General features: G+C 61.4%; 3 protein-coding genes and 1 pseudogene. 1 reads left to right on the forward strand and 3 read right to left on the reverse strand.

Annotated features, from left to right (window positions below):
- The 3 genes and pseudogenes from LDK53_RS20100 to LDK53_RS20110 form a co-directional block, all read right to left on the reverse strand.
- Positions 1-456, reverse strand: a pseudogene (locus tag LDK53_RS20100) (type I secretion system permease/ATPase); the annotation flags it as partial.
- Positions 453-1,856, reverse strand: a complete 1,404-nt coding sequence (locus LDK53_RS20105; RefSeq protein ID WP_225287896.1) for a TolC family outer membrane protein — start codon at positions 1,854-1,856, stop codon at positions 453-455. The gene LDK53_RS20105 and the pseudogene LDK53_RS20100, both read right to left, overlap by 4 nt.
- 81 nt (positions 1,857-1,937) lie before the next feature.
- A complete protein-coding gene (locus LDK53_RS20110) occupies positions 1,938-13,100 on the reverse strand; it encodes a BapA/Bap/LapF family large adhesin (RefSeq protein WP_225287897.1) in 11,163 nt (3,720 codons plus the stop codon).
- Between the two features lie 765 nt (positions 13,101-13,865).
- Here LDK53_RS20110 and LDK53_RS20115 point away from each other — a divergent pair.
- Entirely contained in the window at positions 13,866-14,393 is a 528-nt protein-coding gene (locus LDK53_RS20115; protein WP_025759282.1) for a tetratricopeptide repeat protein, read from the forward strand.

A 14,393-nucleotide genomic window follows, 5' to 3' on the forward strand; every position in this document is an offset into this window, starting at 1 on the left:
GTATTTCGAGATATAGGCGTCCACCCGGCTGTCCTTCAGCGCTGCCAGTGGACGCAGGGCGATAACGTGACGGATGGCGGGCAACATCCCCGTCATCGACAGCCGGTTGGTGTAGGTCTGGTCGTCGAAAAAGCTGACCTCCAGCGTATCGTCGCCGTCGAAGTGTTCGATCACCCCGATCCTGCCGTCGTTCAGCGCCACGACTACCGGCAGACGCCAGCTGTTGAGCGACGCCTTATCGGCTGTGAGCAACTGAAACGACAGCCCCGCCTCACGGGCAAGCTGAGTCAGAGCGGGTACCATCGGTTTGCCTTTTAGCCACGGCGCGCCTGCCAGCAGGGCGCCTGGGGAGCAAGCAACGCGGTAGCGCGTGGCGACAAAGCCAAAAGCCTGCGCCCACTGGACCAGGGCCTCATCCGTCATGTTTTCACCTTGCGGAATCTCACGCTGCTTCATGGCTGGATCTCCACGGTCTGGATGGTGCGGTTATCAAGGTCAAACGCATGACGCAACTGCCCGGTGTTGTAGAGGCAGTTGAGCTGCAGCTGGTGCAGCTGGCCGAGGGTCTGCTGCTGGGTGAAACGTGCCTGATAGACCTCCTGCTCGGCGTTGAGCACGTCGAGCAGCGGGCGTGAGCCCAGATCAAGATACTGCTGCTGGTACAGCTCGCGGGTGCGGGCGCTGAGCGCCTCCTGGCGGCCCTGAATCTGCAGGGTACTGAGCAGGCTCATCACCTGGCTGCGAGCCTCCAGCAGCTTCTGGCGTACCTCAAGCCGGGTGCGCTGGATGGTGGACTGCGCCGCTTCCACCGCGTGTCCGGCGGCGTTACGCCGGGCGGTGAGGCCGCCGCCCTGATAGAGCGGCATCTGCACTTTCACCCACGCGGAATACTGGGTGCGATCCCGCGTTTCGTTTCCCGCGTAGCGGTCGTTGAGGTAATGGCGCACCTCCGGCTCCAGTGAGACGGTGGGCGTCATCTGCGCGTCGGCATAGTCAAGGTTGGCCTGGGCGACGTTGGCCTGCGCCCATGCCGCTAACACCGCTGGCACCAGACGATCGTCCGGCTCGGCGACGTCGCAGCTGCGGGCCAGCTTTTGCGGAAAATCGTTTCCTACCTCGTTCAGTGAATTCCAGCCGAGAAAACTCATCAGCGTGGCGCGGGCGCTGTCCAGACTGGCCTGGTACTGCATCAACTGGGCGCGGGCCCCTTCGATACGGGCATCGGTCTGTACCACGTCTGAAAGCGAAGTCGCCCCTTCGTCGTTACGCTGGCGGGTCAGCTTGCCAATCGAGGAGAGGGCGTCGAGCTGCTCTTTGGCGGTGTCGACCATCTGTTGCCAGGTTTGCACCTGCACCATGGCGATGGCGGTATCATGGGCGATGGTGTCGATGCTCACCAGCACGTTCGCCTGCTGCTGGGCCACTCCGGCGCTTTCGGCACGCACCTGGCTTGCCACTTTGCCGAAGTCATACAGCATCTGGGAGAGAGAAAGAACCAGCGACGGGGTAAAGCCGTTATCGTCGCCGTCATGGCTGTAGCCGTTGTCCATACCGGCATTAATCTGTGGATAGTATTTTGATTTCGCGACGTCCACCTCTTCGCTCTGCTGGTAGAGTTTTCCCACCGCTTCGCTAATCGACGGGTGCCAGGTCACGGCGCGGTTAACGGCGTCGCTCAGCTGCAGCGTGCCGGGGGCGGCATTGCCCGCGACAGGCGCCACGCGGCCATTCAGTGAGGGGAGTTCCTGCGTTTCGCGAAGTTGTCCGGTATTGATCGTTGCCGCCGGGTTCGCGCAGAGAGCGGGTACAGAGATCAGGCAGCACGAAAGCCACCAGTAAGGCATCTTCATTCCCATGTCATGTCCCTAATAAAATAAGTACAGCTTTATTGTTTATGCCCGGGCGCTGTGCGCCCGGGTCAGGTACTACAGGTGCTATCAGGTAACGATGTGGTGCTGGTTGACTAACTCGTCGTAGGTGGTCTGAACGCCATCAAGCGTAACGAGTGCACTATTAGCGTAGGTGGTTCCTGTCCCATCACGGTCGATGGAGATCACGGTATTGCCATTACTATTAGTAACATGGAGATAATTACCGAGCGTTGAGGCGCTACCGTTCCAGCCCACCAGCAGATCGCCGATGTCGATTTTGTCCCCCTGCGCCAGCGAGAAGTTGGTCCAGTGATCGCCGGTGCTGTTCCCCGCCGTGGCGTTGCCTGCGGTGCTGTTCAGCACCTGGTAAATCAGCGTATCGCCGTAGGCCGTACCGGTTATGACGTCGTTATGTTCAGAGCTGATGAACTGCGGCGCCATATTGATGGTCAGCGTGGCGCTGTCCGTTTTCCCGTTGGCATCGGTCAGGGTGTAGTTGAAGGTCTCCTTCGAGGTGATGGATGAGAGCGACACCCCGGTATTGAGGGTGTAGGTGTAGTGGCCGTCCGCGCCAATCGCCAGCGTGCCGTAATGGCCCACCACGTTCACCGTGGTGCTGCCGGTATACGGATCCAGCGTGGTGGTCACGCCGTTGTATCCGGTAATGCTTACGCGGGTGTCCACCGAGTGCAGCTGATCCATCGCCCCGGCGGAATCCGTGCCGTCGAAGATGTTGCCGTCAACCGTGTGGCCACTGGTCGCGTCGAACTGGCTGAGCGAGTAGGTGGTGCCGTTGACGCTTGGGGTAATGGTGATGGTGCCCACGCTCAGCCCCGGTACGCTGCCGGTATAACTCAGCGTATAGGTCCCGGCGCTCAGGTCCAGCCCGGTCAGCGGAACGTCGATACTGCCGCCGAGCAGCGAACCGCCGCTGAAGGAGCCGTTACGGATCACCCCGTTGGCGTCGCTGATCGCCCAGTTCACCGTCAGACCGCCCAGCGCCAGCAGCGAGGAGACGCTAAAGTGCAGCGACGCGTTATGCAGCGCGGTGTTTGGATCCACCACAAAGGTGCCGCTTCCGCTGCCCTGGGTGGACGAGAACAGCGCCGTCGTCCACTGGGCGCTGCCCACGGTGGTATCGGAGTAGGTCGACGTGTGGTGTACCGAGGTCACGTCCATCGCGGCGCTGACGTCGTTAACCGCATCCATCGCCCGCGCGGTTGGGGTGATGTTAAGCGTCGCCGTATCTTTCGACCCGTCTGGCGCGGTGATGGTGTAAACAAACGTATCCGGGGTGCTGATATGGTCCGCGCCCATGCCGCTCTTCAGGGTATAGGTGTACTGGCCGGACGAATCGATGGTCAGCGTGCCGTATTCCCCCTGAATGGTGGTGGTGCCACTGCTGTTGACCGCCACGCCGTTCACTTCCGAGACCACCGTTCCTGCCGGAACCGGGTCATTGGTCAGCACGTCGCCCGTGGTTGTCTCGCTGATACTCGCCACGCTGTAGACATGATCCTGCAGAACGCTCAGCGTATAGCCCGTCAGCGCGGTGATCCCCGCCGCGGTATTGAGCAGGAACAGATACTCCCCGGCAGGCAGGTTCAGCGTCAGCTGAGGTGACGTGCCGCCCAGCAGCGGGGCGCGCAGCCAGCCCGACTCAACGCGAACCTGCTCGAAGGTCTGGGTGGCGTTGTTGAACTTATAGACGTACAGATCGAATACCGACGCCAGCGCCACGCCGCCGACGGAGGCCTGGATGGTCATGGTGCGGGTGGTGCCTTCCTCCACGTTGTAGATGATCGGGTTGGTCATGTCGTCCAGCAGGTTCAGCCCGAGCGTGTTGCCGAGATTGATCCCCACCAGGGTAAAGCCGCTTTGCGACGAGGTACCGTTGTCGATGGCGTGTACGCTGGTGTCGAAGGTCAGGGAAGCCGTATCGTCAACGGCGACAATGCCGTTCGTTACGCTGCCCGCGCCGAGCGACAGCACGAGGTTTGCCGACGCGCTGATGCCGTTATGGGTAATGGTGTAGGTGAAGCTCTCCGTGCGGCCTATCACCGCGGCGCTGGTGTCGGTGAGGTTGTAGGTGTAGCTGCCGTCGCGGTTAATGGTCAGCGTACCGTACTGCCCCTGTACGACCGTGCCGTCAGCGTTCACACTGGTGGTGACCCCCAGCGCGTTGGTGACGGCGGAGACCGTCGTGCCTGCCGGGGCATTGTCGCTCCCCGCGGTGGGGTCGGTATCGAGGATCACGTTGCCGTTCAGGCTGGTGTCGCCGGTGACGGTGCCCGCGCTGGTCTCTTTCACCGCCACGTCGAGGCTGGTGTACGAGCCGGTGGCCAGCAGGTTGGTGTTATAGCTCAGCACGCGATAGTCACCGTTCGCCAGCCCGGTGAGGTTCAGCGATACGCCGGTGGCCCCCAGGGTCAGCAGGTCGGCGAACTGCGGCTGGCCGGTATCGACCACCGTGGTCCAGGTGCCATTGACGGTATCGAAACGCTGCACCACCAGCTCAAGGGTGTTGAGCAGGGAGAGCACGGCGCCGGTAGCGTTGGCATTCACCACGATGTCGGCACTGCCGCCGCTGCCTACCGTGAAGTCCACCTGAGCGGTGTCATTCCCCAGCAGCGTCAGGACATTGCCCACCGCACCCACCAGCAGGAAGCCGTAATCGCTGTACTGGCTGTTAGTGACGGTGGCGGTGGTGCTGAGATCCAGCTCTTCGACGTTATTGCTGGCGGAGAGCGGCACCACCGGCGCGAGGGCTGAACCCGGCTGCGAGGTATTCCCCGCGGCATCGGTGGCGGTGATCTGCAGCGTCTGGCCTTCCGTCTGCTTGTTGAGGAAGGTGTAGCTGTAGGTCCCGTTGCTTCCCGCGGTGGTGGTCACCGTGGTGCCGTCAGCAAGACGGATAGAGACGGTGCTGCCGGCCTCCGCGTTGCCGGTCAACACGCTGCCGTCGGCGTTGAAGGTGCCCGTCGGCGCCGTTGGGGCGGTGAGATCGACGATCACGGTGGTCGCGCCGGAGACCGGGCTGGTACCGGCGCTGTTACTCGCGGTGGCGGTAAAGGCGTGAGCGCCTTCACCTAACGCCGGAGTGGTGAAGCTCCAGTTGCCCGAACCGTCGGCCACCACGGTGCCCATTGACACGCCGTTGTTATACAGCGTGACGGTGGAGCCCGCCAGGGCCGTCCCGCTCAGGGTTGGCGTGGTGTCATCAGTGGTTTTTCCGTTGGTCAGATTGCCGGTCACGGTGCCCACGTTATCGTTGATGCTGGCGATAACCGGTGCGTTCGGGATCGGCGTAACAGGCGCGGTCACCGAGGCGCTGAGGCTGGCGTTACCCGCCTTGTCGGTGGCGTAGACCAGCAGGGATTCACCGTCGGTCTGTGCCGGGGAGATGGTCGCGTTAAAGTTGCCGCTGCCGTCCGCCGTTGCGGTACCGAGCACCGTCCCGGTGCTGCTGGTGATGGTGACGGTACTGCCCGCTTCGGCGGTACCGGTCACGTGCGTCCCGTTGGTGATGACCGCAAGGCTGCCCGGTGCGCCAGGCGCGGTCAGATCCACCGTTATAGTGGTAGGGGCCGATGCCACGCTGGTGTTGCCCGCCGCATCCGTGGCGGTGGCGGTAAAGGTATGCGAGCCTTCCGCCAGCGTGGTGGTGGTTTGCGGCAGCGTCCAGTTGCCGTTGGCATCAGCGGTGACCGTGCCAACCAGGGTAGCACCGTCGTAGATGCGCACGGTGGCATTGGCTTCCGCGGTACCGTTCAGCGTTGGACGCGCGTCGTTGGTTGGGTTGCCGCCGGTTATCGGCCCGGTGATGCTGCCCACATCATCCACGACCGAGCTGATGACCGGCGCCGCTGGCGCGGTGGCATCGACGTTGATCACATACCCGGTAGTGGGGGTGCTGGCGTTGCCGGCCGCATCCGTGGCGGTGAAGGTCAGGCTGTGCTGGCCGTTCGCGAGCGGTGTGGTTGGCGTAAAGCTCCACGCCCCGCCGGTGGCGGTCACGCTGCCAATCTGCACGCCGTTATCAAAGATTTTCACCGTCGCGCCCGCTTCCGCCGTACCGGTCAGGGTCGGCTGCGCGTCGTTGGTTAATCCGCCGTTGGCAATCGGCGTGGCGGCATTACCGACGTCATCCACAATGCTGCTCAGCGAAGGCTGCGCAGGCGGCGTGGTGTCGATAGTCAGGCTGAAGGTCGCTGACGGAACGCTGGTGTTGCCTGCCGCATCCGTCGCGCGGGCCGTGAAGCTGTGCGCGCCCGTCGCCAGGGTGGTGTTAAGCAGAATACTCCAGCTTCCGCTGGCATCCGCGGTGCCGGTTCCCACAAGTGTTGCACCTTCATAGATATTGACGGTGGCAAACGGCTCGCTGGTTCCGACAAGGCGCGGCACGGTGTCGTCGGTGGTCTGCCCGGAGCTGAGTGCGCCGGTGATACTGCCCACATCGTCAATCGCCTGGCTGATAACCGGCGCGTTTGGCGGGGTAGTATCCACCACCAGGGTGAAGCCAGAGGAGGCCGGGCTGACGTTGCCCGCCGCATCGGTGGCCGTGGCGGTCCAGGTGTGGCTGCCATTCGCCAGCGGTGTGGACGGCGTAAAGCTCCATGCGCCGCTGCCGTTCGCCGTGGCGGTGCCGACCGGCTGACCATTCTCGTAAATCGTAATGGTGGCATTGGCCGCCGCCGTGCCCGTCAGCGTTGGCGTGGTGTCATCGGTGCTCTGGCCGGAGGTGAGCGGGGCCTGCACGCTGCCGGCATTGTCAGCCGCGGTGGAGATCACCGGTGCTGACGGGGCGACAGTGTCCACCGTCAGGTTAAACGGTGCCGTGGTGGCGCCCGTGTTGCCTGCGGCGTCGGTGGCGTTGAAGGTGATGGCGTGTGCCCCCTCGCCGAGCGCGGTGCCCGGAGTAAAGGTCCAGTTCCCCTGAGCGTTGACCACCGCGGTGCCAATTTCGCTTCCGTCCACAATGATATGCACCGTGGAACCGACTTCGCCCGTGCCGTTGAAAGTTGGACGCGCATCGTTGGTGCTGTTACCTGACGTAAGCGTACCGGTCACCGGGCCGACATCGTCAATCACGCTGGTGATCCCCGGCGCGGAAGGGCCCGTGGTATCGACCGTGAAGACGAAGACCGGCGAGTTGGCGGAGACGTTACCGGCGGCATCGCTGGCGTTGATACGGATGTTATAGCTGCCATCCCCCAGCGCCGGGTTAGGGGTAAAGCTCCAGTTGCCGTTGCTGTCTACCGGGGCGGTGCCAATTTCCACGCCGTTGTTCAGAATGTGGATGGTGCTGCCCGCGGTACCTCTCCCGGTGAGGGTTGGCGTCGCGTCATTGGTGACCTGGCCAGTCGTGAGATTCCCGACAATCCCGCCCGCCGCGTTGTCGCTGACGGTATCCAGCACAGGAACCCCGGGCGCCGTCAGGTCGACCACCACGCCCCAGGTGTTGGAGACCTGGCTGACGTTACCCTGCGGATCGGTGGCGATAGCGGTAAAGCTGTGCAGCCCTTCACCGAGGGCGGTTTCAGGGGTAAACGACCATGCGCCGGTGCCATCCGCGGTGACCACGGCAATCTGCGTGCCGCCATCGAAGATCGTCACGACGCTGTTCGCATCTGCCGTACCGGTAATCGTTGGCGTCGCGTCGTTAGTCGGATCGCCGCTGACCACGGTGGTGGGGGCGTTGCCAACATTATCGGTGACGTTGGTGATCACCGGTGTGGTGGAGAGGGTATCAACCACGATGGTAAAGCCCGTCGAATCTCCGCTCTGGTTGCCGGCCGGATCGGTCTCGCGGATGGTCAGGACGTTATTACCCTCTGCCAGCACAGGCGTCGTGTAACTCCAGGTGCCCGTGCTGCCAACCTGTGTGGTCCCCAGCAGCACGCCGTTGCTGTAGACGGAGATGGTATCGCCCACCGCGCCGGTGCCGGTAAGGGTCGGCTGGTTGTCGTTGGTGGCCTGGCCGTTGGTCAATGGGCCGGTGCCCGGCGCGACATCATCAATCACTGCGCCTATGGTTGGGGTGTCTGGGGCGGTGAGGTCGATGGTCACCGTGGCGGCCGGGGAACGGCCGCTGGTGATTAAGTTGGCCGTGGTAGTCGCTTCAAAGAAGTGATCGCCTGCGCTCAGCGGTGCGAGTAGCTGATAGCTCCATGTGCCGCCTGACCCCACCAAAATTGTGGTCAGCGGGATCAAACTGCCGTCCAGGTAGAGCGTGACGAGACTGCCGGCAGGGGCCGTTCCGCTGATGGCCGGGGCGGTATCGTCCGAGGTTTTACCCAGTACGTTGCCCGTTACGTCCCCGATATTGTCAGTGATGTCGGTGATGATCGGTACATCCGGCAGACCTGGCAACGTACCGGTAACGGTATAGCTCGCGCCGGGGCTGCCATTGCCTGCCTCATCGGTGGCGATCACGGTCAGCGTTTTACCATCCTGCTGGGCCGGGCTGAGTGCGATGGAGAAGCTGCCGTCAGCGGCGGCGACACCGGTACCAATCACCACATTGCCGTCTTTTACGGTGATGGTGGCACCTTCTTCCGCCGTACCCGTCAGTGGCGTGCCCTGCGCGGCCACGTTGATATTGATCGGGTCTGCCGGCGCGACGGTATCCACCGTTACGCTAAGCGGTGCAGAACTGCCGGAGGCGTTACCCGCCGGGTCAACCGCCGAGACGGTAAAGGTGTGGGGGGTATCCGACAGCGGGCTGCCCGCGGTCCAGCTCCAGCTGCCATCCGGCTGTACCGTCACCGTTACAGGTGATGGTACGCCGTCCACGGAGACGATCACCGTACTGTTCGGTTCGCCTGTACCGGTGAGGGTTGGCGTGCTGTCGCGGGTGTAAAGCGTGTCGTTTGCGAACTGGCTGTCTGAGATCGCGTTAATCTGCGGTATTTCAGGCGCAACGGTATCCAGCGTGACGGTAAAGACCGGGCTGGTGGCGCTGACGTTACCCGCCGCGTCAACGCCCGCCACGGTGATGTTCAGCGGACCGTCGGTTTGGGCTGGCAGGGTGAAGGACCATTCGCCATTGGTTACGTCGACACGTCCCACCTCGGCGCCGTTGTTATAGACGATCACCGTCTCGCCGTTGACGCCGGTTCCGCCAACGGTAGGCGTGGCATCCGTGATCGTACTGCCATTTGCTCCGCCGCCGACGGCACCAATGACCGGAACGTCCGGTGCCACGGTATCAACGGTAATCGTAATGCCGGGTGAGGTGGCCGAAACGTTGCCCGCCTCATCTGTCGCCGTGGCGGTAAACTGGTGGCTTCCCTCGTCAATATCGCTCTCAGGACGCCAGCTCCAGTTGCCATTGCTGTCTACGGTGACGCGACCCACTTCGGTGGCAGGCTGATTATTAATGCTGTCATAAATAATAATCACGTCGTTTGCCGTACCGGTGCCGCTGAGTACCGGACGCGGATCGTTCGTGGTTTCGCCATCGGCAACCGGGCCGGTTATCTGGCTCACGCTGTCGGTCACGGTAGGGGCATCAGGCGTGGCCGGTGCGTCGGTATCAATGGTGATGGTCACTGGCTGGGACGGGGCGCTTTCATTGCCCGCGCCATCCTTGTTGGTGACGGTGAGGGTGATGTCATAGGTGCCGTTATCCAGCGGGGTCGTTGGCGTCCAGCTCCAGTTGCCGTCGCTGCCTACCGGGACCTCATCAACTTTGACGCCGCCGATATAGATAGCGACGGTATCACCCGCCTCTCCGGTGCCGCTCAGCGTTGGGGTGGTATCGCGGGTCACTTCTCCCGGGTTCAGCGGCGTTGGCGTTGTGTCATCCGGATTAACGGTGACGGCCGGGGTGTCCGGCGTGGCAGGGGCGACGGTGTCTACCACCAGGTCGAACGGATCGGAGACGGTGGTGTTCCCGGCGGCATCCGTGGCATGGACGGTGATCGAATGCGGGCCATCGGTGAGCGGAGTCGTTGGTGTAAAGCTCCAGCCGCCGTTGCCGTCGAGGTCAGCGGTACCGATCAGGGTATCGCCGTCATAGACGGTGATGATGGTACCCGCTGGCGCGCTGCCCTGCAGCTGCGGCAGGGTGTCATCCGTGGTATCGCCACTGCTGAGCGGGCCCTGCACGTCGCCCACGCTATCGGTCACGGTGGCGATGGTCGCCGCAGGCGGCGGCGTGATATCGACTGTAAAGGTAAAGCCGCCGGAAGGTGAACTGCTGTTACCTGCCGCATCGGTCGCGACGACGGTTAAGGTATGTGAGCCATTGTTAATCGGAGTGGCGGGGGTAAAGCTCCATGCGCCGTTGCTTGCGGCGACCGCCGTGCCAATGCTGTTACCGTCCAGACGAATGGTGACCGTCGCGCCTGGTTCGGCGGTGCCGTTGAGCGTCGGGGTCGGGTCGTTGGTGGTTTCACCCACGTCAAGCGCACCGGTGCGGCCTTCAACATTGTCCACCACCTGCGTAATGACCGGCGTGCCAGGGGCGACGCTGTCGACCGTAATACTCCAGGTGTTAGAGGTTCCACTGGCGTTGCCTGCCGCGTCGATGGCCGTCGCGCTCAGCACGTGGCCGCCTTCATGCAGATGCACGGTCGGGGTAAAGCTCCACTGGCCGGAAGAGGGGATAATCAGCGTGCCGATTTGATCGCTGCCGCTGTAGATATAGAGCCGCGTGCCCGCTTCGCCGGTGCCGCTGATGGTTGGCGTTGCATCGTTGGTCAGCCCGCCCTGAGCGATGGTGCCCGTGGTGCCCGGGACGTCATCGACAACTGAGACAATCACCGGGGTTTGCGCCGGGGTAATGTCCGGCGCGAGAGCCGGCGTGGTTGGCCCGGTATTACCGGCAGGGTCGGTTGCATCTGCGGTCAGGGCTTCACCGTTGGCTTTTGGCGGATTCAGCGTCACGCTAAAGTTGCCCTGGTCGTCGGTAACGGCCTGACCGACGATGACATCCCCCTGGCGAATGGTCACGGTGCTGCCCGCTTCGGCAGTCCCGGTAACGGTGGTGCCATCGCTGGAGACCACCACGTTGTCTGGTGCCAGAGGAGCGGTGTTATCGGGTGCCGTGGCCGTGTTCGGCAGGCTGGCATTGCCGGCGCCGTCGGTCGCGATGACGGTCAGCACCTCACCGTTAGTCTGGGCCGGGCTGATTGGCGTGCTGAAGGTGCCATCATCATTCGCGGTGGTTGTGCCGATAACCGTGCCGTCCGGCCCTTTAATGGTGACGGTGCTGCCAGCTTCCGCCGTGCCGCTGACGCTTTGCCCGTCCTCCGAGACCTGCAGGTTGCCAGGTGCCTGAGGCGGCGTGGTGTCTGTGGCGGTGACGGTGGCGGCCGGGCTCTGGTTACCTGCGGCGTCGGAGGCCACGACAGAGATCTCCTGGCCGTTGGTTTGCGCAGGCGTCAGCGTGGCAACGAAATTACCGTTACCGTCTGTCGTCGTGCGGCCGATCTCAACGCCGTCGCTGTTGGTGATCACAATGGTGCTGTTAGGCTCGGCGGTGCCGGTGATCTGCGTGCCCTCAGGGTTAAGGGCAATGACAGGCATGGCTGGCGGAGTGGTATCCACAATGAAGTTGATTGGCTGCGACATCGCGCTGGTGTTACCGGCCGCGTCGGTGACCTGTACGGTGATCGAGTGGGCCCCCTCTGCAAGCGGGCTGTCTGGCTTGATGCTCCAGGTGCCGTCAGGCTGGACCTTAATTGTGCCCACCAGTTCGCCATTATCGTAGAGGGAGATGATCCCGCCGGGCTCGCCTCGCCCTGCCAGAATCGGTTGAGAGGCATCGGTAAACAGGCCCGAGGTAATCGCCCCTTTAATGAGACCCGTATCATCGTTCAGCACAATCGCAGTCGGGGTGCCTGGCGCGGTGAGATCGACAGTAATGGTGTAGACCGGGGACGCCGGACCGGTGTTACCGGCGGCGTCCGTTGCCCGGACGGTAAGCTGATGCGTGCTTTCGCTGAGATCCACCGGCGGAGTGAAGGTCCAGACGCCGTTGCTGCCGGTTACCGCCGTGCCAATGGCGACAGAGCCATCATAGATGGTCACCGTGGAGCCCGCCTCTGCGGTGCCGCTGAGTTGTGGTCGCCGATCGTTGGTGCTGCCGCCGTTACTGATTGATCCGGTCACCGGATCGACATCGTCCGTTGCGCTGGTGATAACAGGCGCGCCTGGCGCGACCGTATCCACGATAAAGTTCACGGCACCGGATGCCGGGCTGGTATTGCCTGCCGCGTCGGTGGCGGTGGTGGTGATGGTGTGGCTGCCGTTGGCGAGATCGCTGGTGGGGGTAAAGCTCCAGCTCCCTTTGGCATCTACTTTGGTGGTGCCAATCTGCTTGCCGTTATCGTAAAGGGTGATGGTGCTGCCGGGCTCGCCGATGCCGCTGAAGGTCGGGCGGGCATCATCAGTACGCTGGCCGTTTTCCAGCGGGCCAGCCGTGGCGCCCGCATCGTCGTTCACGATCAGGATATCCGGGGCATCCGGCGCGGTGGTGTCCGGGGCGGTCACCGTCGTGCCCGGGCTGGTATTTCCCGACGGATCCGTTGCGGTGGCGGTGATCTGTTCGCCGTTGGTCAGTGGTGTTCCCAGGTCGACGGTGAATTTACCATCGCTGCCGGTTTTGCCGGTGCCGATCACGTTGCCGTTGGCGTCTTTCAGCGTGATGGTGCTGCCAGGTTCGGCGCTACCGGTGACGGTTTTACCGTCCGCAGAGAACTGAAGGCCGGTTGGGGCATTCGGCGGCGTGGTATCCGGATCGGAAGGGTTTGTCGGCGTGCCGGGGTTCGAGTTGTTGTCATCGTCACCTCCACCACCACCGCCTCCGGTGCTTGCCGCCGCCGCGATGCCGCCCGCGGCGACAATGCCACCCAGTACCCACGGCCAGATGGCGGCACCACCGGCATCACTGCCTGACGCCGCAAGCAGGACGTCAGTAGAGGCAATGGATTCATAGGTGGCCGCACCGGCGGGATCCTGGACCCACCACAGCACCCCTTCACTGTCCTGCAGAACCAGCTGGCTCGCCCCCTGCGCATCGGTGACGTAGAAATTTTTAAGGGTAATCACCTCGCCGGAGTGGAGCGTGATCACCAGATCGTTACCGCTGCGGGCGAAATCGGCCACATTAGCTCGCTCAACCTTAAGCTCAACGATAGAGGAATGGTTCAGGGTTACCTGAGTGCCTTCCGTGGTGGTTTCCACACCGGTAAGTTTCGATATAACAGAGATTTGGCTCATTTATTTTTGACTCCAGCAGCGTTGTCGTGAACGGCGAGCGAGATGAGCCATCTGCGTGAAGGGTAAAGCGCGCTCCCGGCGGAGTGGCTGTTATAAAGCAGCACTCACCGTTATTTTTAGGGCGCACGATGCCCGCCAGGATTCAGAGTGGCAACATCAGAGCGAATCTAATGACATATGAAAGCGATCAGTTTTAATTCGTGTTTTGCGTCGTATAAAACCCTGTAATTAATAGAGGAATTGGTTTTTGAGGATATAAAAATGATATAGCCAGAAAACTCTGAATCTGCAACTTAAGCGTTGGGAAATAACGAGGTAAAAATCAAAGATGTATTAATGCATTCATGGTGTTTATAAAATAACGTATCTATCTTATTGTTTTTAAAAATCTTTGTTTGAATGTCAGACGCTGTTAAATCCTTTTTTGATGTAGTGTGATAATTGGTAGGGAGGGAGGTTAAAAATAATTAAAAACGGTACTATTTAATCATGCTTAATGTGCATTTAAGTTAGGGTAACATTTTTGATGTAAGATATATTATGTTACTTGAAAAATGAAATATATTTTCATGCCCGCTTGAATTTCTGCTATCACGCGAAACGAATAACATTAAGAAGACAAAAATGAATATAACCTGATTCATTTTCACTGCGGCGATAACGTCAGCCTGATGTTAAGACAGTAAAAAAATGAACCGGAAAATGAATAAAAATCATCAGTCGGGCGTTTACTGATGTCACTCTCTTCTGACTCAGGAGCTTACTATGAACACCACCTCGTTTCGTCTTGTCCCGCTGCTGATTTTTTCCCTGCTGTCTCCGCTGGCGCTGGCCATGGGCGATAATAGTACCGAGAGCAAAACGCCCGACTGTCCGTCCGGACAGGTGTATGACAGCGCAACCCAGAAATGTGTGCCGGACAAGAGCAGCAGCCTCAGCGACCAGGACAAAACCAACTATGCGTACCATCTCGCGAAAAAAGGAGAGTACCAGGCGGCGCTGAACCTGCTGGATTCCCTGAAAAACGGTAACACGGCAGAAGCGTGGAACTATCGCGGGTATGCCACCCGTAAGCTTGGCCGCACGGATGAAGGGATTGGTTACTACCAGCGTGCGCTGGCTATCGCCCCGGATTATGCCAAAGCCCGGGAATACCTCGGTGAAGCGTGGATGGTGAAAGGACGGCCTGACCTCGCGAAAGAACAACTGAAGGTGATTGCCGGTATTTGTGGCCACTCCTGCGAGGAGTACCGTGACCTGCAGGCCGCCATCAACGGACATCCGGAATCCTGA

The organism is Enterobacter sp. K16B (assembly GCF_020216105.1).
GTDB classification, from domain to species: domain Bacteria; phylum Pseudomonadota; class Gammaproteobacteria; order Enterobacterales; family Enterobacteriaceae; genus Enterobacter; species Enterobacter sichuanensis.

What these genes read in the sequence shown, in the direction of transcription:
- LDK53_RS20115 (WP_025759282.1), top strand. Translation starts at nt 13,866, where the DNA reads ATGAACACCACCTCGTTTCGTCTTGTCCCGCTGCTGATTTTTTCCCTG.
- LDK53_RS20105 (WP_225287896.1), bottom strand. Translation starts at nt 1,856, where the DNA reads ATGGGAATGAAGATGCCTTACTGGTGGCTTTCGTGCTGCCTGATCTCT.
- LDK53_RS20110 (WP_225287897.1), bottom strand. Translation starts at nt 13,100, where the DNA reads ATGAGCCAAATCTCTGTTATATCGAAACTTACCGGTGTGGAAACCACC.